Annotated in this window: 16 protein-coding genes and 1 riboswitch; of the genes, 3 read left to right on the plus strand and 13 right to left on the minus strand. The window is 71.9% G+C overall.

Annotation, left to right across the window (positions count from 1 at the left end):
- The first annotated feature begins 70 nt into the window (after nt 1-70).
- A complete protein-coding gene (locus OG898_RS02390) occupies nt 71-2,455 on the plus strand; it encodes a proprotein convertase P-domain-containing protein (protein WP_323182755.1) in 2,385 nt (794 codons plus the stop codon).
- A 130-nt stretch (nt 2,456-2,585) separates the two neighbouring features.
- Complete coding sequence (locus tag OG898_RS02395) at nt 2,586-3,947, plus strand: protein kinase (protein WP_266954689.1); 1,362 nt, start codon at nt 2,586-2,588, stop codon at nt 3,945-3,947.
- A gap of 84 nt (nt 3,948-4,031) precedes the next feature.
- Here OG898_RS02395 and OG898_RS02400 read toward each other — a convergent pair whose 3' ends face one another.
- From OG898_RS02400 to OG898_RS02445, 10 genes are all read right to left on the minus strand, one after another.
- Nucleotides 4,032-4,814: a hypothetical protein gene (locus OG898_RS02400; protein ID WP_266954691.1), complete on the minus strand. Its 783-nt coding sequence runs from the start codon at nt 4,812-4,814 to the stop codon at nt 4,032-4,034.
- A 220-nt stretch (nt 4,815-5,034) separates the two neighbouring features.
- Nucleotides 5,035-6,639: a PQQ-binding-like beta-propeller repeat protein gene (locus OG898_RS02405; protein WP_266954693.1), complete on the minus strand. Its 1,605-nt coding sequence runs from the start codon at nt 6,637-6,639 to the stop codon at nt 5,035-5,037.
- A gap of 96 nt (nt 6,640-6,735) precedes the next feature.
- Nucleotides 6,736-7,431: a CPCC family cysteine-rich protein gene (locus tag OG898_RS02410; RefSeq protein ID WP_323184804.1), complete on the minus strand. Its 696-nt coding sequence runs from the start codon at nt 7,429-7,431 to the stop codon at nt 6,736-6,738.
- Nucleotides 7,428-12,101 carry a putative T7SS-secreted protein gene (locus OG898_RS02415; protein ID WP_266954697.1) on the minus strand — a complete coding sequence of 1,558 codons (4,674 nt, stop codon included), beginning with the start codon at nt 12,099-12,101 and terminating at the stop codon, nt 7,428-7,430. The genes OG898_RS02410 and OG898_RS02415 overlap by 4 nt, the downstream gene beginning before the upstream one ends.
- Nucleotides 12,101-12,664: a hypothetical protein gene (locus OG898_RS02420; protein WP_250742983.1), complete on the minus strand. Its 564-nt coding sequence runs from the start codon at nt 12,662-12,664 to the stop codon at nt 12,101-12,103. The genes OG898_RS02415 and OG898_RS02420 overlap by 1 nt, the downstream gene beginning before the upstream one ends.
- Nucleotides 12,664-13,083 (minus strand): SseB family protein, encoded by a 420-nt coding sequence (locus OG898_RS02425; protein ID WP_266954701.1) that lies wholly within the window; start codon nt 13,081-13,083, stop codon nt 12,664-12,666. Before OG898_RS02425 ends, OG898_RS02420 begins: the two co-directional genes overlap by 1 nt.
- A 91-nt stretch (nt 13,084-13,174) precedes the next feature.
- Nucleotides 13,175-13,825 carry a thymidine kinase gene (locus OG898_RS02430; RefSeq protein ID WP_266954703.1) on the minus strand — a complete coding sequence of 217 codons (651 nt, stop codon included), beginning with the start codon at nt 13,823-13,825 and terminating at the stop codon, nt 13,175-13,177.
- Between the two features lie 59 nt (nt 13,826-13,884).
- Entirely contained in the window at nt 13,885-15,090 is a 1,206-nt protein-coding gene (locus OG898_RS02435) for an alkaline phosphatase family protein (protein ID WP_250746477.1), read from the minus strand.
- Nucleotides 15,090-15,686, minus strand: coding sequence for a DUF5998 family protein (locus tag OG898_RS02440; protein WP_250746479.1), 597 nt, complete (start codon nt 15,684-15,686; stop codon nt 15,090-15,092). The genes OG898_RS02435 and OG898_RS02440 overlap by 1 nt, the downstream gene beginning before the upstream one ends.
- A gap of 57 nt (nt 15,687-15,743) precedes the next feature.
- Entirely contained in the window at nt 15,744-18,680 is a 2,937-nt protein-coding gene (locus tag OG898_RS02445; protein ID WP_266954705.1) for a bifunctional GNAT family N-acetyltransferase/acetate--CoA ligase family protein, read from the minus strand.
- A gap of 185 nt (nt 18,681-18,865) precedes the next feature.
- Here OG898_RS02445 and OG898_RS02450 point away from each other — a divergent pair, with 185 nt between their 5' ends.
- Nucleotides 18,866-19,147 (plus strand): HPr family phosphocarrier protein, encoded by a 282-nt coding sequence (locus OG898_RS02450; protein WP_250746483.1) that lies wholly within the window; start codon nt 18,866-18,868, stop codon nt 19,145-19,147.
- A gap of 315 nt (nt 19,148-19,462) precedes the next feature.
- Here the strand turns inward: OG898_RS02450 and OG898_RS02455 are convergent, their stop codons facing one another.
- From OG898_RS02455 to OG898_RS02465, 3 genes are all read right to left on the minus strand, one after another.
- A complete protein-coding gene (locus tag OG898_RS02455; RefSeq protein WP_250746485.1) occupies nt 19,463-20,128 on the minus strand; it encodes a GntR family transcriptional regulator in 666 nt (221 codons plus the stop codon).
- Nucleotides 20,129-20,334: 206 nt separating this feature from the next.
- Entirely contained in the window at nt 20,335-21,141 is an 807-nt protein-coding gene (locus OG898_RS02460) for a M23 family metallopeptidase (RefSeq protein WP_250746487.1), read from the minus strand.
- A 12-nt stretch (nt 21,142-21,153) separates the two neighbouring features.
- Nucleotides 21,154-21,313: riboswitch (cyclic di-AMP (ydaO/yuaA leader) on the minus strand.
- Between the two features lie 227 nt (nt 21,314-21,540).
- Nucleotides 21,541-22,908: a pitrilysin family protein gene (locus tag OG898_RS02465; RefSeq protein ID WP_250746559.1), complete on the minus strand. Its 1,368-nt coding sequence runs from the start codon at nt 22,906-22,908 to the stop codon at nt 21,541-21,543.
- Nucleotides 22,909-22,934: the final 26 nt, after the last annotated feature.

Below are 22,934 nucleotides of genomic sequence, written 5' to 3' on the forward strand. Positions count from 1 at the left end.
GGGTTGCCCGCTCTCCCTCCCCTTGCCGCCGCGGCACCGACCGCTCGGTGCCTACTTCCTGGAGCCTGTCTTGAAGAGATCTGCTGTGGCCGTCGCGATGGCCGCGGGCCTCCTGCTCGGCGCCCTGCCGGTGGGCCTGGTGCCCCTGGTCGGGGCGTCCCCGGCAGCGGCCGAAGAGGTCCCGGTGGACCCGGCGTTGGAGGCAGGGACGGACGGCACCGGCACGGTCCGGGTGAACGTGGTGACCCAGACCCGGTCCGACGTGGCCGCGGCCGCCGCGGCGGGCGAGACGGAGGTGGCGTACGACCGGCTGCCGATGGTCACCCTCACGGTGGACCGGGCGGGGCTCACCGCACTGCGCTCCAACCCGGACGTGGTGAGCGTGACGGAGGACGTCCCGGTCCCCCCGATGCTGGACAGCTCGACGGTCCGGATCGGCGCGGACAAGGCGTTCGCCGGCGGTGCCACCGGGGCGGGCACCGCGGTCGCGGTGATCGACACCGGTGTCGCGAAGAACCACCCCTTCCTGAGCGGCCGGGTGACGGCCGAGGCCTGCTTCTCGGTGAACGACGAGAGTTACGGCGCGACCAGCCTCTGCCCGAACGGCGGGACCGCCCAGGAGGGCACCGGCAGCGCCGACGCCGACGCCGGCAGCTGCGCGGAACTGGGCGCGGGCTGCTCGCACGGCACCCACGTGGCGGGCATAGCCGCCGGCAACGGGACGGGCCTGAGCGGCGCCCCGAAGCGCGGGGTGGCCCCGGGCGCGAACATCGTGGCGATGCAGGTGTTCTCCCGCGTCAACTCCGACGCCTACTGCGGCGCCGGCAAGAGCCCCTGCGTGCTGAGCTTCACCAGCTCGCAGATCAAGGCGCTGGAGAAGGTGTACGCGCTCAAGCAGTCCGGCATGGACATCGTCGCGGCCAACATGTCGCTGGGCGCGGGCCGTTGGACCGCGGCCTGCAACACCGACCCCCGCAAGTCCGCGATCGACAGCCTGTACGCGGTGGGCGTGGCCACGGTGGTCGCGGCCGGCAACAACGGGTACGGCGACGCGGTCAACGCCCCCGGCTGCGTCCCGTCGGCGGTGACGGTCGGCGCGACGACCAACGACGACCAGGTGGCCACCTTCAGCAACCGCGGCCCGCTGCTGGACGTGATGGCACCCGGCGCGGCCGTGGTGTCCTCGGTCCCGGGCGGCGGCTACGCGGCGAAGAGCGGCACCTCGATGGCGGCCCCCCACGTGGCGGGGTCCCTGGCGGTGCTGCGCCAGAAGCACCCGGCCAAGAGCATCGGGGACCTGGTGGCGATGCTGGGCACCACCGGTACGCCGATCACGTACACCGGGGCCGTCACCCCCCGGACCGATCTCGGCAAGGCCGTCGGCGGCACGCCCGCCCCGGAGCCGGCGCCGGCCGCCCGGCCGCGTCCCTCCCAGGTCTTCGACGACACCGACCGGCCGATCCCGGACCCGGGCACCGTGGAGGCCCCGCTGACCGTCACCGGAGTGCCCGGCAACGCGCCCAAGGCGCTCCGGGTCGAGCTGGAGGGCACCCACTCCTGGCGCGGTGACCTCAAGATCGACCTGGTGGCCCCCGACGGGAAGCTGTACCGCCTGAAGTCCGCCTCCGGCACCGAGGGGGCCGGTGCGCTCGGCGGCTTCACCGTCGACGCCTCCGCCTCCCCCGCCTCCGGCACGTGGAAGCTGCAGGTGCAGGACACCTCGGCCGGCTCCACGGGCACCCTCCTCGGCTGGTCGCTGGACTTCCCCACGCCCTTCGCCATGACCGGCAACCTCAGCGTCCCGGACGGCGGTTCGGTCACCTCCGCCCTCACGGTGGCCGGCATCGGCGGCCAGGCCCCGGCCGCCCTCCAGGTCGCCGTCGACATCACCCACGAGTGGCGCGGCGACGTCCGGATCGACCTGCTCTCCCCGGACGGCCGGACCTACCCGCTGCGTTCGGACTCCACCGCCGCCACCGAGAACGGCGGGGTGCTCCGCGAGACCTACCGGGTGGACGCCTCCGCCTCGCCCGCGGACGGTGCGTGGACGCTGAAGGTCTCCGACCCGTCCACCGGCGCCGTCGGCACCCTCGACGCCTGGTCGATGAAGTTCCCCTCGTACGAGGTGCAGACCCCGCACTCGGTCCCGGACCCGGGCACCGTCGAGGTCCCGGTCACCGTCACCGGCATCACGGGCAACGCGCCGAAGAACCTCCAGGTGTACGTGCACGCCACCCACGACTGGCGCGGTGACCTCGACGTCAACCTGGTCGCCCCGGACGGCAAGGTGTACATGGTCAAGGACTCCGTGGAGGACGAGGGCGAGGGCGTGATCCAGCAGATCTACGCGGTGGACGCCTCCGCCTCCCCGGCGAGCGGGGTCTGGAAGCTCCGGGTCGAGGACATCTCGGCCGGCTCCGCCGGCACGCTCGACCACTGGACCCTGAAGTTCTGACCGGTCCCGACCGGACCACACCGAACGACCCCCGAACCACTCCCGAACGCGCGGCCCCCGGCATCCCCCGCCGGGGGCCGCTGCTGCATCCCGCACGCAATCCTTCGCACCAGTCCCTACCATCTGGGGCATGGGGGATGACATGTTCGCGCCGGGCGGGTACGTGGCCGACGGGCGCTACCGCATCGACGGAGTACTCGGGAGCGGGGGCATGGCCGCGGTCCACCGGGCCTGGGACACCTCGTTGTCCCGGCCCGTCGCGATCAAGACCCTGCTGGTGCGCCCGGAGGCGGACAGCGAGGCCGCGACCCGCTTCCAGCGCGAGGCCCGGGCCATGGCAGGGCTTTCGCACCCGCACGTGGTCACCGTCTTCGACACCGGCGCGGAGCCGCAGGCGGACGGGCCGCCCGTACCGTACTTCGTCATGGAACTGGTGACGGGGCCGTCCCTCGCCGCCTGGCTCCGCGAGCGGGGTGCGTTACCCGTCGCCGAGGCCGTCCGGATCGCCGACCAGGTGCTGGCGGCGCTGCAGGCCAGCCACGCCCGCGGGATGGTCCACCGGGACATCAAGCCCGCGAACGTCCTGCTCTCCGAGGACGGCACCGCGAAGGTCGCCGATTTCGGGATCGTCCGGGCGGGCGCGGGCGCGGCCGACGGCACCGCCCTGACCGGCACCGGCTTCACCATCGGCACACCGGAGTACATGTCTCCCGAGCAGATCCAAGGGCTGGCGGAGATCGACGGCCGGTCGGACCTGTACGCCGTCGGGCTGCTGCTGTTCGAGATGCTGACCGGCCTCCGGCCGTTCGCCGGGGCGAACCGGCTGACGATCGGCTACCACCACGTGCACGAGCCCCCGCCGACGCTCGCGGCCGCAGGCCTGCCGGGCCAGCCCCGCCTGGAGGGCGTACTCACCGCCGCCCTGGCCAAGCTGCCCGAACACCGCCCCCGTGACGCCGCCACGATGCGCACCGCCCTCACGGCGGCGACCGTACCCCACCCGGCCACGGAACTCGTCCGCCCGGCCACGGAACCCGCCCACCCGGCCCCACTTGCCGAGACCCTGACCGCGGTGGCCGCCGCCCCGCAGCTCCTCGGCGCCCTCGCGCCCCCGCCCCGGCCCGCGTTCGCGCCCACCGCGACGGCGACCGCCTGGCAGCCGCCGGGCCGCCCCCGCCGATGGCGCCTGCGCTTGCGCCTGCGGACACCCCGCTCTCTCTGGGCCAGGGCCCTGTTCCTCCTGGTCGCACTGCTGCTGGCCCTGCTGCACCTCGGGGAAGCGAGCTCGCTGAACTCGTCGCCCAGCCCGACCGTGTTCCTCCTCGTCGGCATACCAGGGCTGCTCTGCACGTTCTACGGCCGGTCCCGCTCCCGGAAAGGGACCTCCACCGGCTGCTTGTACATGCTGTACGACACCCTCACCGGAGTCGTCCTGGTCGGGCACGGCATCGCGGTGCTGTTCGCCCTGGCCATGCTCGGCGGGGTGGCATGAGGCACGGCGCCCACGCCCCGGGATCGACCGTGCGGCGGGATCTCAGGCGTGGTTGACCGGGAGGACGCCCGGCGAGAGCCGGACTCACGGAGAAGGCGGGGAGGCCTCTTTGCCGAGGGGGTCCGAGACCGGGTCACCGGAGAGACGGACCGTGCCGAGGATGCGCATGACCACGTCGTCACGGACGGCTCCCTGGACGCCCGACCGGCCGTAGAAGTCCCAGGCGACGAAGTCGCCCTTGGAATTCTTGAAGCCGAAGGCGATCGCCCAGCCGTCCCCCGCGCACTTGTGGTCCTTCTTGGCGCCCTCGGTGCGGGCCTTCACGTAACTCCCCTTGACCCCGGCCTTGGTCGTGTAGGCCACCGGCTTGTCCCACTTGACGACCTCCTTGTCCGGGGATGCGAACGCGGAGTACGCCCAGGCCGTCGCCGTCTTCTCGGCGACCTCGTCGGTGGTCTTTGCGCCGTCGGCGCCCTTGGTACCCGTGGACGCGAGCGCGATGTCGTTGACGTAGCCGTCGCCGTTGGCGTCCAGACTGCACCACTTCTTCTTGAAGAAGGCGGGCGCGGTGTGCCCGATCGCCGGCTTGTCGGGGTCCTTGTCGTCCGAAAAGCCGCTGAAGATCTGCGGCTCCAGGACCTCCCAGTCCGGCGGTACGTCGAAGGCGGTGCCGTGCGCCGGATTCACCACGGCCTTCCAGCCCTTGACCGTCGGCTTCACGGTGCCCGGGGACACGGAACCGGACGGGGAACCGGGGGCGGGTGCAGGGGAAGCGGGCCCCCCGGCGCCGTCCACCCTGTCGCCGTCCCGGACGAGGACCGCGGCGGTCACCGCGACGGCCACCCCCGCAGCCACCGTCACCGACATCGCCACGACGGCCCTGCGCCGGGGCGCGGAACGCGGCGCCGGTCCGGGAACCGGCTGCCGGTAAGGGTTTTGCCCCGGCCCCTGCCTGCTCTGGTCCCCACCGGGCGTCTGCTGTCCTGGCCACATGGCGCGCAACAATAGGGCCGTGGCCGCCGCTCGTCACGCTTCGGGGACGGGGAGAGGGCTGATCCGGCCACCCTTCCCGCCGGGGTCCCGCGACCTACTTCCCGAAGGACAGCAGGGAGTGGTCCACCTTCCTCGGCTCCGGGCTGTGTACGGACCCGTTGAGCAGGAAGACGCGTCCCCCGGCCCAGGACAGCCGGACGCTGGAGGTGTAGAAGGCGGATTCGGGCCCCCGGGCGATCTTCGGGCTCTGAAGGAATATCCGGGGCCGGCCTCCGCCCGTCGGGATGGCGGCCATCGCCGCGGACAGGCCCTTGTCCGTGTCGACGTAGACGACGACCTTCCCCTCCTCGATGGCCAGCGGGAACATGACGCGGCCGCCGGGGCCCTTCGTGCGCCACTTCACCTGACCGGTGTTGAGGTCGACCGCGATCACCTCGTCGGGCTTGGCGACGTCCAGCGGGTACGTGGCGTCGGGTGTGCCGCCCGCGATGTAGAGGGTGTCCGCGTCGGCCACCGCCGCATTGCAGTCGTGCAGGTCGCCGCTGCCGCTGCCCCAGCCGTTGCACCGCTTGCCGACCCCGAAGGCGGCATTGGTCTGCGAGCGGACCTTGCCGTCGGCGGCGAAGGCCGTGATGTTCCAGACCTTCTCCTTCGTGTCGTAGGTGCTGACGACGAGCGGGTCCACGGACAGGATCTGGCCGAGGTTCGAGCCCTTCGGGTACGGGTGGCTCCACTTGGCGGCGCCGGTCGCCGGGTCGATCTCCTCGATCACCGACTGCCGGTCGGCCGTGTTCTGGCCGAAGCAGTCGCGTACGAGCATCAGCCTGGCGGCGGCGCCGCCGACGGTCGCGGGGGTGCAGCCGGTGCTCGGCGTACCGAAGAGCTTGTGCCCGTCGGTGACCGAGAAACCGCTCACGACCCCGGAACGCGCCACCGCGACGGTGTCCCCCGAGATGGCCAGCCGCAGCTCCAGAGCCTGGTCGAAGGCCTTCTCCTTCGGTATCTCCAGCTTCCAGCCCGCCTGGCCCGTGGCGAGGTCGACCTGCTGGAGGTGGGTGCACTGGGAGGTCGTGCTGTCCTTCTCGCGGACCCCCACGACGATCTTCCCGTTCGGGGCGGGACTCTCCGGGACCCCGCACAGCGGCGTGGCGAGGGGAAGCTTCCACTTCTCCTTGCCGTCGGTCGCGGTGTAGGCGGTGACCTCCTTGAACATCGCCTTGACCACGGCGTCCCCCACGCGCCAGGGGCCGTGCTGCGAGGTACCGGAGCCGGGCACATCGGTCCGGTTCGACACCAGCCAGACCCGGCCCTCGCCCTGCTTGATTCCGGCGTTGGGGTCGAAGACGAACGGAGGGCCGCCGGGGCCCTGGCCGTCTCCCTGGTCCACGGACGCGGACGCCGCGGGGGCTGCCGCGTCCCCGGCGTCGCCCGAGCCGCCGCGCAGGAGGATGTACGAGCCGCCGCCGAGGGCGAGCAGGGCCGCGGCCAGGGCCCCCACCAGCACGCCGGTCCTCCCCCGCAGGCCGCGGCGGGGCGGGCGTACGAAGTCCGCTGCCTGCACCGGCGGTTGCGCGTAGGGATTCCCCGGCGCGGGCCCCGATCCGGGCTGTGGCGTCCGGTAGACCGAGCCGTAGCCCGGCTGGACCGCCCGTGGTTGCTGGTCAGGGCCCGGCAGTTCGTCGAAGTCGCGACGGGTCATGGGGTCAGTGTGGCTGGCGGGACGGCCGAACCGGGGTACTTTTCTGGACTACTTCCCGGCTCCGGCCCGGCCTTCGCCGGCTGCGGCGCCGGCGCGCTACTCCTCGCGGGACTCGCTCCGCAGGTACCCGGAGAGCCGCTGGATGACGGCCCGCTGGGCGTTCACCCGGGCGCGGACCCGTTCCGCGTCCAGCGTGACGCGCATGGGTGCCACGCTCCCCTCGTCGAAGGTGATGCTCCCGACGGGGCTGCTGCTGCCCTGGCCGGCTTCGAATCCGGCTGCCGCATCGAGGAGGAGGAGTTCCACCTGGGCCGTGTCGGAGCGGCTCGCGCCCCATTCCCGGGGCGGGGCGTCCGGGTACGTCGGCAAGTCGAACCGGATGAGGACCGACGGCCCCTCCATGTGCCAGCGGACCTCGCGCACCGTGATGCCGTCCAGCTCGGGCACGGACTGCTCCCCGTAGACCGCCACGACGACCTCGGGGTTGTCGACGAAATCGAGCCAGCTCGGTTTCTGCGTGGTGGCCTCGGCCTTCGAAGGAGCGACCTCCTCGGGCAGGGGCGGCCGTACCCGGTCGATGCGCCGGCGCTCGCTGGCTCCGAACTCTTCGTAGTTCTGACGGGCCTCGCGGAGCGTTACGTGGTTGGGACCACCCACGTAACGGTCGGGATCCCGGTAGTCCCCACCGTCGTCCTGCCATCCGCAGACGGGGCAGATCTCATGATCGCCCCTTGCACGTACCGTCAGGCTCCCACAGACGATGCAGGGTGATGCGCCTGTCGTCACTGTCACTCCAGTCCTGGTTGCTCGTCCCAATAACGCCTGGCATTGGCGTCCGTCGACGTACCGTCTCGTCTGATGGAGCTGTCGAAATAGGTAATGATCTTACCGGTCTTCAGATCCTTGGTCCCGAACTCGTTGGTCGCCGGATCCCATCTGTAGACCTTGCCCTCCATCAGGGATTCCTTCTCCCTGACACCGGGCGGCTTGGAGCCGGACATCAGGTCGTCCGCCGCCATGGCGTAGTCGTCCTCGTCGTAGATGTTCAGATCCCGACCGTGGTCACCGTAGTGCCGGCTGAGGCTTGCCGGGCTGGTCCAGCTTTCCCGCGCCTTCTTGATCTGCGCGTCGATCTCCTCGCAGTCCGGATCAGGCGCGAGGCCCAGCAGGTCGAAGCGGGTGAACGGATTGCCGACGTACGCGACCGAATTGGGCGCCGGCCGCAGACCCAGCGGGTCGGGGGAGAAATAGCGGGCCGTTTCCGGGTCGTACGTACGGAAGTAATTGTGGTGGAGCCCCGACTCCGCGTCGAAGTACTGGCCCGGGAAACGCAGCGGGGTGTACGCCGTCGCGTCGCGGTTCCAGGTAGTGGCGCCCCACACCGTCGAGCGACTGCGCCAGGCGATCTTCCCGTCCTCGCCGACCAGCTCCTTCGGGGTGCCGATCAGATCGGTGACGATCGCGAAGAACCGCTCGTCCACCACCTGCTGCGAGGTGTCCGCGATGCGTTCCGTCTGGGTGAGCGGGTGATGGCCGTCGTGGTTCCATGTCAGGGTCACCGCCGCGGCACCGGCGGCGCCGGCGACCGTGGTCTGCTCGCACAGCGTCGTTTCGTCCCAGGTGAAGAGGGTCTCCTCCACGACCTCCGGCACCACGCCGATCGGCGCGAGGCGCTGTTTCGCCGTGCGGCGGCCCAGTCCGTCGTACCGGTAGCGCCAGCGGGTGCCGTCCGGGGTCACGACGGCGGCGAGCCGGTCCTCGGCGTCCCACTCGTAGCGCCAGGTGTCCGGCTTGCGCGACAGCCTGGTCCGCTGTCGGAGCACCACCCGGCCCCGCTCGTCGTGCTCGTAGCGCATGCGGCCCGCCCTGGCGATCCGGGTACCCGTGTACGCGCGCTCGCCGCAGGAATCCTGCCCGGGGTGGGCGTTCGGCCAGGAGGCCGACGTCTGGTTGCCCGTCTCGTCGTAGCCGTAGCGCTCCGACCAGCCGTCCGCGTCCACCGCGGTGACCCGCCCGATCGCGTCGAGCGTGAAGGACCGGTCGCCGTTCAGGGCGTCCTTGATCCCCGTCAGGAACCCGTCGTCCCGGTAACCGTATTCGCGGCGCTGCAGAACGGCCCCGTCCGCACCGATCACGTGCTGCCCGGTTACCCGCCCCCTGGCATCGTGCCGCTGACCCACGGTGAGGGCCGAGCCGACGGTACGGCTCACCTCCCGGCCCGCCGCGTCGCGCCCGAAGGCAATGGTCCGCCCCGACGTCGTGAGTTCACCGCGCCGGCCCTCGGCGGTGAACGTCCAGAGGCTCCGTGCCCCTGTGGGGGTCGTGCGCCCCACGCGCCTGCCGAGCTCGTCGTAGTCGTACGAGAGCGTCCGGCCGTCCACGGTCTCCGAGAGGAGCTTCCCGTGCCGGTCCCGCAGCCTGGCCACCGTGGAACCGTCGGGCGTGGTGACCACGGCCAGCTCGTCGAAGATGTCGAACTCGTACGTCGTGACGCCGTCCGGAGTCGCCTTGCGGATCACCTGTCCCAGCGCGTTGCGCTCGAAGGCCACCACGTGGCCGGGGCCGTTCGTCCGGGCCGAGAGCTGCCCGGACGCGTCATAGGTCGATTCGACGGTCCGCCCGTCGAAGTCCGTTTCCGACACCAGTCGGCCCGCGGCGTCGTAGACGTAGGTCCATTCGGCACCGTGCGGGGCGGTCACCCGCACCGGGCGCAGTTCGGCGTCGTAGGCGAACTCGTACCGCGCCCCGTCCGGGGTGGTGCGTGCCGACATCAGGTCGAAGTCGGTGTACTCGTACACCGTCGTTCCGCCCACCGCGTCCGTGTGGGTGAGGCAGTTGCCCTCGCCGTCGTACGTCCAGGACTGCTCCGTGCCGTCCGGGGCGATCCGGCGGGAAGGCTTCCCTTCCACCGTCCACTCCATGCGGGTGACCGCGCCCAGCGGGTCGGTGAAGCGTACGACCCGGCCGAAGGCGTCGCGCTCGAAGCGGGTGACCGCACCGAGCGGGTCCGTCACCCGGTACGGCAGGCCCGCGGCATCGGAGTCGATGCGGACGACGGCCCCCAGCGGGTTCGTCTGCGCGACCAGAGAGCCCCGCTCATCGTGCTCCATCACGGTCGTCGACCCGGTGGGCGAGGTCATCGACGTACGGTTGCCCCGCTCGTCGTAGGTCTGGCGGAAAACCCGGCCGTCGGGGTTCACCACCCGCGTCGGAAGGCCGAGGTCGTTGTACTCCATCCTGCCCACGCGCCCGTCGGGCCGCTCCAGCGCCGTGAGGAGACCGCGTTCGTCGTAGCCGCGCCGGGTCACGCGGCCCAGCGCGTCCGTCTCCATGACCGGCAGGCCCCGCCGGTCGTACGCGTGGCGCGTGACGGTGCCGAGTGCGTCGATCGACGCGACGACACGGCAGGCGTCGTCGATCAGATAGCGGCGGACGTGCCCCTCACCCGTGGTGGTCGTGGTGACGCGCAGGCCCGTCTCGGGGTCGACCGTGTCGTAGTCGAGGGTGAGGGCCAGCCGGCCGTCGGTGCTTCCTTCGGCGATGCACCGGTCCTGGTCGTCGTACGCGTAGGTGAAGCGGCGGTCGTTGGTGTCCGTCCACGAGGTGATGCGGCCGCGCTCGTCGTAGGCGAGGCGCAGCGGGAGGCCCGAGGAGTTGACGACCTCGGTGAGGTTTCCGTCGGTGTAGCCGTACGCGAGGACGCGCGGGCCGCCGGTCAGGTGGAGGCCGGTGACGCGGCCCTCGGCGGTCTCCAGGCGCAGGTGGTAGCCGCCGCTGTGGGCGATGCCGAGCGGGGTGCCCTCGGCGTCGTACTCGAAGGTGATCGTGTTGCCGTTGCGGTCCTCGATGCGGTCGATGACCGCATGTCCGTACCCGCCCCCGTCACCGTCACCGTCGTCCTCGACGCCGACGGGGGCGGGCGCGGTGAAGTGCCGGGTACGGCCCAGGGCCGGATCGGTGACGGCGTAGTCACCGTCCGAGGTGCGATCCAGCGTCCACCGGGGACCGGTGGCGGCGAACACCGGCACGCCCGGGGCGGGGTGCGGGTAAGGGAGGACCAGACCGTCCGCGGTGACCAGGACGACGCCCTCGGCGTCGATCTCCAGGTGTTCGTCGACGGTGGAGGACCACGACGGGCCGAACCAGCGGCCGGCCGTGTAGCCGGACTCGGCACGGCGGGTGAAGATCAGGGGCAGCGTGCCGGGTAGGACGACGTCCGTCTGCGGCAGGAACATACGACCGGTGGCCAGGTCCACCGGGTCGGTCCCGTCGCACCGCTTCTCGCAGTCCGGCTTCTCCCGCTGGTGCGGTCCGTCGTTGTCCAGGCCGGTGCGGCCGGGGCCCTTGAGGTCGTCGGCGTGCTTGGCGGCGGAGCCGACCTTCTTCAGGGCGCCCAGGCCCTTGGAGCCGACGAGTTCCGGGATCATCTTGCCGATGCCCTCGGAGGGGTCCTTCATGAACTCGTCGAGCATCTGCTTGCCCGCACCGAGCGGGTCGTTGGCCATCGTGACCAGACCCGCCGCCGTCGAGTTCAGGTTCATCACGTACTCGGCGGGGTGCGTCAGGTTGTACGGGTCCATCGGATTCAACGCCCGCGCGAAGTTCACGATCCCCGCCGCGCCCTTGAACACACCACCCGCCAGGTGTGTCCTGGCAAGGTCCATGTAGTCCATGCCGTCGCCGAGCTGCTTCGCGTACGAGGGCTTCGGCGGAGCCGCGTCCCGCGCCGCCCGCACCGCCGTACGCACCGTCTCCGCGACGTCGTTGCGCTGCTTGCGGGCCGTATCGAGCTTGTCCTGCGCGGCGGTCGCGATCGCGGTCCCCGGGTCGGTGAAGTTCTCCGAGGGGCGGGGCGGCAGCGGGTCCTGCTTGGCCTTGAGCGCGTTGTTGTAGGTGTCGACCAGCTTGTTGTGCGCGGTGCGGGCCTCGGTGGAGACCTTCTTCGCCCGGTTGTACTCCTCCAGGGCCTCCTTGGCCTGACCCTGCGCCCACTCCACCGTCTCCGCGAACCGGCCCATCGCGTCGGCGGCCTTCCCGAAGGCCTCGGCCGCCTTGAACCAGCGCGGCGGCTCCTTCGCCACGGCCTCCCGGAAGGAATCCGCCGTCCTGCCCTTCAGGCCGTCCGGCTCCCCCATCCCCTTCAGGCCGTTGCCGACCTTGTCGAAGGAGGCCTTGAAGTCGTTCAGGTGGGACACCTGCGCGCGGATCTTCGACACGCTGCCGTAGACCAGCCTGTTCGGGTCCTCGGTCTGGCCCAGCTCCAGCTCCGCGACGTCCGCGCCCAGCCGGTTGGCGGCCGAGCGGCTCTTGTCGCGGATCCAGTCACCCGCATCGTCCAGACCCACCTCTTCGGCGAGGTCGGCCGTCTTGTCGCCGGCCCACTCGACGGCATCGCCGACCTTCTCCGCACCCTTCTCGACGCCGTCCTCGATGACGTCCGGTACGAAATCCCGCCAGCCCATCAGTGACCGTCCCCGTCCCTCTTCGCCTGTTCCAGCAGGTCCTTCAGCGAGCCGATCCGGCCCGTCGACGTGACCGTGTCCCCCGTGTCCGACCAGGTCTGCCGCATCTGCTCCTGGCTCTTCTCGAAGGACTCCGCGCTGTAATCGGGCTTGTAGACGTCCGCGGAGAAGATGTCCCCCCACGGCTTCTTCTCGATCTCGTCCTCACTCGCGTGCGGATTGCCGTACGCCGCGTTCGCGACCACCCGGAAGGTCCCGTGGAGGTACTGCTCCTCCTCCCACACCGTGCCCGCCGCGATCCCCAACGACCGGGCGAGGGTGCTCGCGTCCTGCACCAGGCTGCGCACGCCCCACTCCCAGCGCTCGCAGAAGTCCTCGAAGTCGGTGGCGAGACCCGGATGCCCGGTCTCCATCCCCGTCATCGACAGATTCTCGAAACCCGCCCCCATGGAGGCACCGGCCGCGTCCCCGGACTCGCGCAGCTCCCCGATCGCCGCCCGCAGACCGTCCTGGATGTTCTTGACCGCGGCCGGCGAAACCTCAAGATCCCCGTCACCGGCCATCAGGCCACCTCCCCGCGGTCCAGACCCGGATCCAGATCCAGATCCACGGCATTCGCATCCGGAACGATCCCCGCGACCGGCGGGAAGAACATCGCCCCGTCCGCATCAGCGACGTTCACGACCACACCGGCCGGACCGTCCGCCGACGGAACCACCGCATCCACCAGCCGCGCACCCAGCATCGAGAGGAACTCCCACTCCCGGCCGGACTCCCCGCGGGCCTCGGCGAAACGGGCCAATGCCTCCTCATCGGTGAACGCGTAGATCCAGCGGATACCACCCGAAACCGCAGACATCAGGCCGCCTTCGGGGCCGTCCTCGAGCGGAACCAGCAGCGCGGCCCGCCGGAACTCGCCCACCAGACGACCGGAATCACCCAGCCCGTCCCGCATCGCCGCGATCTCCAGGGTCAGTTCCATGGGCTGCATCCCCTCCAGTGCCGGTCAGCGTCCTGGAACAACACGCTACCGGGGACCCCCTTGGTTCCCTCAGGCCCCCGCGAAGGCCCTGTCAGCCGTGGTTGACCGGGAGGACGTCCGGGGAGAGGGCTCCGGCCTGGGCTGACGCCGAGGTCATCAGCTTGCGGTGGTGGCGGCGGCAGAGGACCTCGTAGCCGATCTCCTCCGCCGGGCGGTTCACGTCGCCGACCACCACCTGGGCGCCTTCCACCACCATCGCGCCGCCCACCGTGCGCGCGTTGTGGGTCGCGCGGGCGCCGCACCAGCACAGGGCCTCCACCTGGAGCTGCTCCAGGCGGTCCGCCAGCTCGATCAGACGCTGCGAACCGGGGAACAGCTTCGTACGGAAGTCCGTCGTGATGCCGAAGGCGAAGACGTCCAGGCCCAGGTCGTCCACGATCCGGGCCAACTGGTCGATCTGCTCGGGCGCGAGGAACTGCGCCTCGTCCACGATCACGTAGTCCGCCTTGCCGCCCTTCGAGAGCTGGGCGACCAGGTACGCGTACAGGTCCATTCCCTCCGGCGCCTCGACCGCCTCCGTCACCAGACCCAGACGGGACGAGAGCTTGCCCTCCCCCGCCCGGTCGTCCCGGGTGAAGATCACGCCCTGCAGGCCCCGCGCATCACGGTTGTGGGCGATCTGGAGCGCCAGCGTGCTCTTTCCGCAGTCCATCGTTCCGGAGAAGAACACCAGCTCGGGCATGGGGAGTACAGCGCCTTTCGAAGGGAGGGTGAGGGGAGGCGGGGGCAGCGGCGGGAACGTCAGGAGCGGATTTCGAGCAGCGGGACGAGCTGCTCGGCCGGGGTCATCGAGCCGTGCATGCCCGCGAGGGCCGACTCGTTGGGCTCGGCCCGCGAGGCGGTGATCGCCACGTCGGCCTGGGCGGCCGCGATCACGTCGCCGATGCGGCCGAGCACCCGCTCGTCGCATTCGCCCGGTGCCCCGAACCAGCCCAGTTCCAGGGCTTCCGCGCGGCTCGCGACCCAGAAGCGGTCGCCGAGCACCTCGCGCCAGACGGTCAGTACGTCGGCCTCGGCGCCCGGTACGGCGTACACGTGCCGGGCCCGGCCCTCGCCGCCCAGCAGGGCCACGCCCGCGCCGAGTTCCCAGTCGTCGTCGTAGTCGATGCGGGAGTCCTCGTCGAAGGGGACGTCCACCATGCCGTGGTCGGCGGTCACGTACAGCGCGGTACGGGGAGGGAGTTGCTCGGCGAGGCGCTGGACGAGACGGTCCACGTACATCAGCTGGCCGCGCCAGGCGTCGGAGTCGACGCCGTGCCGGTGACCGGCCCCGTCGAGCTCGCTGTAGTACGTGTACACGAGCGAGCGGTCGCCGGCCGCGAGCCGCTCGGCCGCGAGGTCCATGCGCTCCTCGCCGGTCATCCGGCCGAGGAAGGTGCCGCCGCTCAGCGCGACCTTCGTGAGCGGGGTGGTCTGGAAGGCGGGCGAGGACACCTGCGCCGTGGCCACTCCGGCCGCGTCCGCCTGCTGGAAGACGGTCGGGTACGGCTGCCAGGGCTTGGGCGAGGTCCACGGATGCCAGCGGAGCTGGTTCATCAGTTCGCCGGTGGCCGGATTGCGCACGGTGTAGCCGGGCAGGCCGTGGCGCGCGGGCGGCAGGCCGGTGCCGACGGAGGCCAGCGAGGTGGCGGTGGTCGCCGGGAAGCCCGCGGTGATCGGCCGGCCGGTGCCGCCGCGCGAGCTGCCGAGCAGGGAGGTGAGGTACGGGGCCTCGTCCGGGTGGGCCTTGATCTGCTCCCAGCCCATGCCGTCGACCAGGAACACGCAGTTCCGGTCGGCCGGGGTCAGCTCGGCGATCGAGGCCTCGAAGCCGGGTACGCCCTGGCCGGCCACGAGGGTGGGCAGCAGGTCGGCGAGCGAGCCGGTGCCGTAGTGCGGCACCGGGGCGCCGGCCAGGTCCAGCAGCTCGGGCTCGTCCTGCCAGCTCTGCGCGGCGGAGTGCGCCATCAGCGGGCGGGGGTGGAGGTGGCCGCGGTCGCTTCGCTGAGCGCCTGCGCGAAGACCAGGGTCTGGCGGACCGCCTCGGGGCCGTCGCCGGCCTCGCTGACGCGCAGGCTGAGGTCGTCGGCGGTGGAGTTGCCGGTGTAGCCGTGGTCGGCGTCGCAGTTGGCGTCGCCGCAGGCGGCGGGCTCCAGGTCGATGCGCGAGACCGCGCCCCAGCCGATGGTCAGGACGACCTCGCGGGGCAGGGTGCCCGGGGTGTAGGACTCCGGGTTGGCGACGACGCGGCTGAGCACCACGGAGGAGATGCTGGCCAGCTTGACCGACTCCGTGGAGGTGGTCGCGTACGGCGACGGGGAACCGGCGTCGGCGGCCTGCTCATCGGTGTGGCTGACGATGAAGCGGTTGCCGGTCAGGACCAGCACGGTGACGTGCCGGCGCACCTCGTTGGAGTCGAAGGTCGTCTCCTGGTGGACCAGGTACGACGAAATCGGCTCGCCGCCCACCGCGGCCTCCACGGCCTCGGCCACGAGGGCCGGGTAGTAGCCGCTGCGCTCGATCGCCGTGCGCAGCCCCTGGGTCGTCGTACCGGATTTCGCCATGAGGTCCATCCTAAGGCCCGCACGGGGCGCCCCGGCCGCCCTGGGGCCCGTCGGACCTCAGTAGCTGGGCAGGGTCCGCGGGCCGAGGTCGCCGCGGGCGGGCGGGTGGGCGACGCGGACCGTCGCGCTGAGCACGGACAGCCCCTCGGTGGCGACGACGACGGGCTCCAGGGCGACACCGACGACCTCGGGGTGGTCGTCGACGAGCCGGGAGAGGCGCAGGAGCAGTTCCTCCAGGGCGGGGGTGTCCACGGGGTCGCTGCCGCGCCAGCCGAAGAGCAGCGGGGCGGTGCGGATCGAGCGGATCAGGCTCGCCGCGTCCTTGTCCGTGGCGGGAACCAGCCGGTGGGCGGTGTCGCCGAGGAGTTCGGAGGCGACCCCGGAGAGCCCGAAGGACAGGACGGCGCCGGCGGCGGGGTCGATGACGGAGCGGATGACGGTGTCGACGCCCCGCGGGACCATCGACTGGACCACGGGGAGCAGCTCCTGCGGTTTGCCCAGCGCGTGGGTGAGCTCCTCGTACGAGCGGCGCAGCTCGGCCTCGGTGGTGAGGTCGAGGCGGACCCCGCCGAGGTCGGCGCGGTGGCGCAGGTGCGGGGCGGTGGTCTTGAGGGCGACGGGGTACCCGAGGACCCGGGCGGCGCGGACCGCGGCGTCGGCGCTGGGGGCCGGGAGCGTGGAGAGCACCCGGATCCCGTACCGGGCGAGCAGCTCGCGGGCGTCGGGGTCGTCCAGGGTGGCCGCCTCCTCCTCCCCTACGCCGGCCAGCAGGCGGGAGAGCTGCCCGGCGGCTCCGCTCTCGTCGATGTCCTCGAACTCGGGCACCTGCCCGACCTCGGCGACGCCCCGGCGCCACTGCCCGTACCGGACGGCTTCGGCGACGGCCTTGACGGCCCGCTCGGCGGCGGGGTAGCTCGGGATCCGGGCGGTGCCCGGAGCGGGCACGGCCGCGCTCCCCGCCCCCTCGGAGGCCGGCTCCGGCCGGAAGGGCGCCGCAGCGGCGGCGGGCGCGGCTTCGGCGGCGGGCACGGCGGCCGAAGCGGGCACGGCCTCGGCGGCGGGCCCCGCTTCGGAGGCGGACCCGGAGCCCAGGGCCGCCAGGGCCGTCGCGGGCGTCGGCAGCGTGGCGGGCAGTGCGTCCGCGAGGTCCGTCGCGGCGGTCGGGGCCGTGGCCGCGGAGAGCGCCTCCGCGAGGGCGCCCAGCTCCACGTGGACCACCGCCACCGGCTTGCCGGGGTGCGCGGCGGCGGCCGCGCGCAGGGCCTCCGCCAGGTCGTCGGCGAGCGCGTGCTCGCTCACCCAGGGGATCGCGGTGACGACGACGGCGTCGGTGTCCGGCGAGGCCAGCGCGGCGGAGACGGCCGTACGGAAGTCCTCCGGCGAGGCGGCCGTGGTCAGGTCGAGCGGCGGCAGCGGTCGCAGCCCCTCGGTCAGGCAGGCGTCGTAGGTGAGCACGCCGAGCGATTCGGAGTTGCCGAGGATGGCCACCCGCGGCCCGGCCGGTACCGGCTGCGAGGCCAGCAGCAGGCCGACGTCCACCAGCTCGGTCACCGTGTCGACCCGGATGACGCCGGCCTGCCGCAGCAGCTCCGAGACCGTCGCCTCGGGCAGCCTGGTGCCGGGGACCACGTGTCCGGCGGGGGTGTGCCGGCCTCCCTTGGCGACGACCACCGGCTTGACGGCCGCGGTGCGCCGGGCGAGCCGGGTGAACTTCCTCGGGTTGCCCAGGGTCTCCAGGTACATGAGCGCGACATCGGTCGCCTCGTCGTCGTACCAGTACTGGAGGATGTCGTTGCCGGAGACGTCGGCCCGGTTCCCGGCGGAGACGAAGGAGGACAGTCCCTCCCCGCGCCTCAGCAGCCCGGAGAGCAGTGCGATGCCGATCGCCCCGGACTGGGTGAAGAGGCCGACCCTTCCCCGCGCGGGGGCCGGAGCGGGGGCCAGGGAGGCGTTCAGTTCCACCTCGGGGGCCGTGTTGATCACCCCGAAGGCGTTCGGTCCGATCAGCCGCATCCCGTACGAGCGCACCTGGCGCACCAGTTCGCGCTGGCGGGCCATGCCCTCGGGCCCGCTCTCCCCGTATCCGGCGGACAGCACGACCAGCCCCTGCACCCCGTGTTCACCGCAGGCCGCCACCGCGTCCGGGACCCGGTCCGCCGGGACCGCGATGACGGCGAGGTCGACCGGGGCGCCGACGGCGCCGAGCGTGGGGTAGGCCCGTACGCCGTCCAGCAGATCTCGGGTGACCGCCTCGTTGACGGCGTAGAGGTGGCCGTGGAAGCCGCTGTCGCGCAGGTTGCGCAGGGCCGCCGCGCCCACGCCCGCGAGGGAACGGCTGACCCCGATCACCGCCACCGAGCCGGGGGACAGCAGCCGCTGGACGGAGCGGGCCTCGGCGCGCTGTTCGCGGGCGCGCTGGACGGCGAGGGACTCGGCGGTCGGTTCGAGGTCGAGGGTGAGGTGGACGGAGCCGTCCTCGAAGCTGCGCTTCTGCTGGTAGCCGGCGTCGGTGAACACCTTGATCATCTTGCTGTTGGCGGGCAGCACCTCGGCCGCGAAGCGGCGGATCCCGCGCTCGCGGGCCACCGCGCCGATGTGTTCGAGCAGGGCGGAGGCGACTCCGCGTCCCTGGTGGGCGTCCTGGACGAGGAAGGCGACCTCGGCCTCGTCGGAGGGCCCGGTGGCCGAGCGGCCGTCGGCGCCGATCCGGTCGTAGCGGACGGTGGCGATGAACTCGCCGCCGATCGTCGCGGCGAGGCCGACCCGGTCCACGTAGTCGTGGTGCGTGAAGCGGTGCACGTCGCGGTCGGAGAGCCGGGGATAGGGGGCGAAGAACCGGTAGTACTTGGACTCGTCCGAGACCTGCTCGTAGAAGCTGACCAGCCGGCCCGCGTCGTCGGTGGTGATGGGCCGGATCCGGGCGGTACCGCCGTCCCGAAGGACGACGTCGGCTTCCCAGTGATCCGGGTACGAGGGGTCGGACGCGGTCGTCATGGGGTCACCTTAAGGCTCGAACGCTCCGAGTGGCCTGGGCGCGGCGCATCGGGCAAGCTGGCTCGGATCAGGGCAAGCTGGGGTAGGTCGAACGGCGGGAAAGTCGGGCCGAAGGTCGGTTCGACCATTCCGGACGTCGTGAGAGACTGGTCTAGACAACCCGTAAGAACCTGAAGGGCATCACCATGGCAGAGCGCCGCGTCAACGTCGGCTGGGCCGAGGGCCTGCACGCTCGTCCCGCCTCGATCTTCGTCCGCGCGACGACCGCTTCCGGCGTCCCGGTGACCATCGCGAAGGCCGGCGGCGACCCCGTCAACGCCGCCTCCATGCTGGCGGTTCTGGGCCTGGGCGCCCAGGGCGGCGAGGAGATCGTCCTCTCGTCCGAGGCCGACGGCGCCGAGGCCGCGCTGGACCGCCTCGCGAAGCTGGTCGCCGAGGGCCTCGAGGAGCTCCCCGAGACCGTCTGACCCCTTCGGGTTCGACCCGCAGGACTTGCTGGACTTGCTGGACTTGCACGGCGAAGCCGTTGCCCCCGACCACCACGGTCGAGGGCAACGGCTTCACTGCTTTACGGACGGGAGCCCGGCCTGAAATACCCGCGGCGCCATTCTGGCGCACTCCATTCCGGCGCACTCCATTCCGGCCGCCGGAATTCGGGCAGCCGGAATTCGGGCAGCCGGAATTCGGGCAGCCGGAATTCGGGCAGCAAGAGCCGCGCGGGGCGCCGGGTGCGCGAGCCGAATTACCCGGCCCGGATATCCCCCCTTTGTATACGGGGTTTGTTAATGCGGAACGCTTGCCGTGTTTACGGCAGGTTGCAAAGTCCTCACGCGCATCCGGTGCGCCCCCGCCGCCCGGTCCACGTGCGCCGCGGTCAGCGCCCGGGCCCGCTCGGCGTCGCCCCGGGCCACCGCGTCCACGATCGCGCCGTGCTCCGCCCAGGACTCCACGGGCCGCACCGGGGCCTCCACCACGTACATCCAGGCCACCTTGTGACGCATCTGGGTGAGCAGCGCGATGAGCCCGGGACTGCCCGAGGCCTGGGAGAGCGTCTCGTGGAACCAGCCGCCCAGGGACCGCAGATCCTCCCCCTGGCCCCTCCTGGCCCGCTCCTGGCCCAGCCTGACCAGGCCGCGCAGCACCTTGAGGTGGGCCTCGCTGCGCCTGCGGGCCGCCCTGGCGGCCGCCAGGGGCTCCAGGAGCATCCGCAGCTCCAGGAGGTCGGCGGCCTCCTGTTCGGTCGGCTCGGCCACGCAGGCACCCGCGTGCCGGCGGGTGGTCACGAACCCCTCGGACTCCAGCGTGCGCAGCGCCTCGCGCACCGGGACGCGCGAGACCCCGTACCGGCGGGCCAGCACCTCCTCGGTCAGCCGGGCGCCGGGCCCGAACACCCCGGAGACGATGTCGTCGCGGATCGCTGTGCATACCGTGTGCGCGGGAATACGCAAGACCGGACCTCCGCCTTTTTCGTATGGCTGTGCGCGTTGCGACTCTATTGCAACACACGATAATTTCCGAGGACGGCCGGAAATACGAAACATTCACACATCGCACAGCACGAAGTACGAGTTACGAGGTACGGAGCACGACGAAGGCCCCGGCTCTCAAAGAGCCGGGGCCTTCGCGGAAGACGTGTGGTGCGGAGCGCAGCGGGTCAGACGGTGACGCCGTGCGAGCGCAGGTACGTGACCGGGTTGATGTCCGTACCGTAGTCGGCGCCGGTGCGGGCCTCGAAGTGCAGGTGCGGGCCGCTGGAGTTGCCGGTGGAGCCCGACAGGCCGATCTTCTGGCCCGGGGTGACCTGCTGGCCGACGGAGACGCTCAGCGAGGACATGTGGCCGTACTGGGTGTACGTGCCGTCGGCGTGCTTGATGACGACGTTGTTGCCGTACGCGCCGCCGTAGCCCGCCTCGACCACGGTGCCGAGGCCCACGGCGTGCACCTCGGTGCCGGAGGCGGCGTGGAAGTCGATGCCGGTGTGGCTGCCGGAGGACCACATGCCGCCACCCGCGTGGTACTGGGTGCTGACGTAGGTGTCGTCGAGCGGGGAGACGAAGGTGTTGAGGCGCTTGCGCTCCTCTTCGCGGGCGGCGCGCTCGGCGGCCTCGCGCTCGGCCTTGGCCTGGGCTTCGGCCTTCGCCTTGGCCTCGGCTGCCCGCTGCTTGGCGTCGGCCTCGGCCTGCGCCTTGGCGGCGGCGGCCTCGGCGGCCCGCTGCTGGGACTGGGCCTGGGCCTCGACGTCACCGGCGAGCTCGTCGGCCACCACGATGGTGTTGAGGGTGCCGGTGTCCTCGATGGAGGGGGCCTGGTCCGCGGCGAACGCGGGACCGGCCAGGGAGCCGACGACACCAGTGGTGGCGAGGGCGGCTATGCCGGCGTAGCCGGCGGTCCTGCGGCTGAGACGACTCGAACCACGGTGCTTGCCGGAACCGGAACCGGCGGCACGACTGCCAAACGCCATGAAGGGGTTGATCCTTTCCTTCCCTCTCGCCTACCGGGTTAGCTGACGGGTTCGGAGCAGGAAGGTCTCCTACGGGCCCCCTCTTGCGAGGCGGTCCGATTCACCCCAGGGACACAAGTGGGTCCCCGGCTCCCCAGGCTCGCGCCTGACGGGGACTCGGCGATCGCTGTCCGGTGCCGCGGACGCGGCGGTTACAACTGACGAACAGCACGGCCGACGCTAGGCGGATCATCAGTCAATCGCCAAACAGACACGCCCTTTTGTTGCGTACGCCACACCGCATACAAGCAACCACACCACTAAAGCCCAAATAAAGGACAAAAGGGGCTCCGGCGGACAAGCCGCCGGAGCCCCTTGAGCGGCGGGCCAGTTGACGGCCCACCGGAGATCAACTGACGATCAGTTGGTGACCACGGTCACGTCGCCGATCCCGAGGGCCCGCACCGGCTCCTCGATCTGCGAGGCGTCGCCGACCAGGACCGTGACCAGACGGTCCACCGGGAAGGCGTTGACGACCGCCGAAGTGGCCTCCACCGTCCCGGTTTCGGCGAGCCGCGCGTACAACTGCGCCTGGTAGTCGTCCGGCAGCTCCTGCTCGACCTGGTCGGCGAGCGTGCCCGCGACGGAGGCGGCCGTCTCGAACTTCAGCGGGGCCACCCCCACCAAGTTCTGCACGGCCACGTCCCGTTCGGCGTCGGTCAGGCCGCCCTCCGCGAGGGTGCGCAGCACCGTCCAGAGGTCGTCCAGGGCCGGGCCGGTGTTGGGGGTGTCCACCGAGCCGCTGATGGCGAGCATCGAGGCGCCCTTGCCGTCGGCGGTGGAGCGCAGCACCTGGCCGAAGGCGCGCACGCCGTACGTGTACCCCTTCTCCTCGCGCAGCACCTTGTCCAGCCGGGAGGTGAGCGTGCCGCCCAGGCAGTACGTGCCGAGCACCTGGGGCGCCCAGACCCGGTCGTGCCGGTCCGCGCCGATGCGGCCGATCAGCAGCTGCGTCTGGACCGCGCCGGGCCGGTCCACGATGACCACGCGGCCCGTGTCGTCGGCGGTGATCGGCGGGACCGGGCGCGGGGCGGTGGTGTCACCGGTCCACGCGCCCAGGGTGTCGGCCAGGACGGCGTCCAGGTCGATGCCGGTCAGGTCGCCTACGACCACCGCGGTGGCGGTCGCGGGGCGCACGTGGGCCTCGTAGAAGGCCCGTACGGCCGCGGAGTCGATGCGGGCGACCGTCTCCTCGGTGCCCTGACGCGGGCGCGACATCCGCAGGGTGGCCGGGAAGAGCTCCTTCGAGAGCTGCTTGGCGGCGCGGCGCTGCGGGTTGGCGCTCTCGTGCGGGATCTCGTCGAGCCGGTTGCGCACCAGGCGGTCGACCTCGGCGTCGGCGAAGGCCGGCGCGCGCAGCGCCTCGGCGACCAGCCCCAGCGCCTTGTGCAGGCGGGAGGCCGGGACCTCCAGGGAGACCCGCAGGCCGGGGTGGTCGGCGTGCGCGTCGAGGGTGGCGCCGCAGCGCTCCAGCTCGGCGGCGAACTCCTCGGCGGAGCGCTTGTCGGTGCCCTCGGACAGGGCGCGCACCATGATCGTGGCCACGCCGTCGAGGCCCTCGGGCTCCGCGTCGAGCGGGGCGGCGAGGTTGATCTCGACCGCGACCACCTGCTGGCCCGGGCGGTGGCAGCGCAGCAGGGTCAGGCCGTTGGCCAGGACCCCGCGCTCGGGGGCCGGGAAGGCCCACGGTTGCGGCTCGCCGGCCTCGGGGCGCGGGTGGAAGGTCATCGTGACGGCTGCGGTGTCGGCTGCGG

The organism is Streptomyces sp. NBC_00193, assembly GCF_026342735.1.
In the GTDB taxonomy this organism is placed as follows: Bacteria; Actinomycetota; Actinomycetes; order Streptomycetales; family Streptomycetaceae; genus Streptomyces; species Streptomyces stoeckheimensis.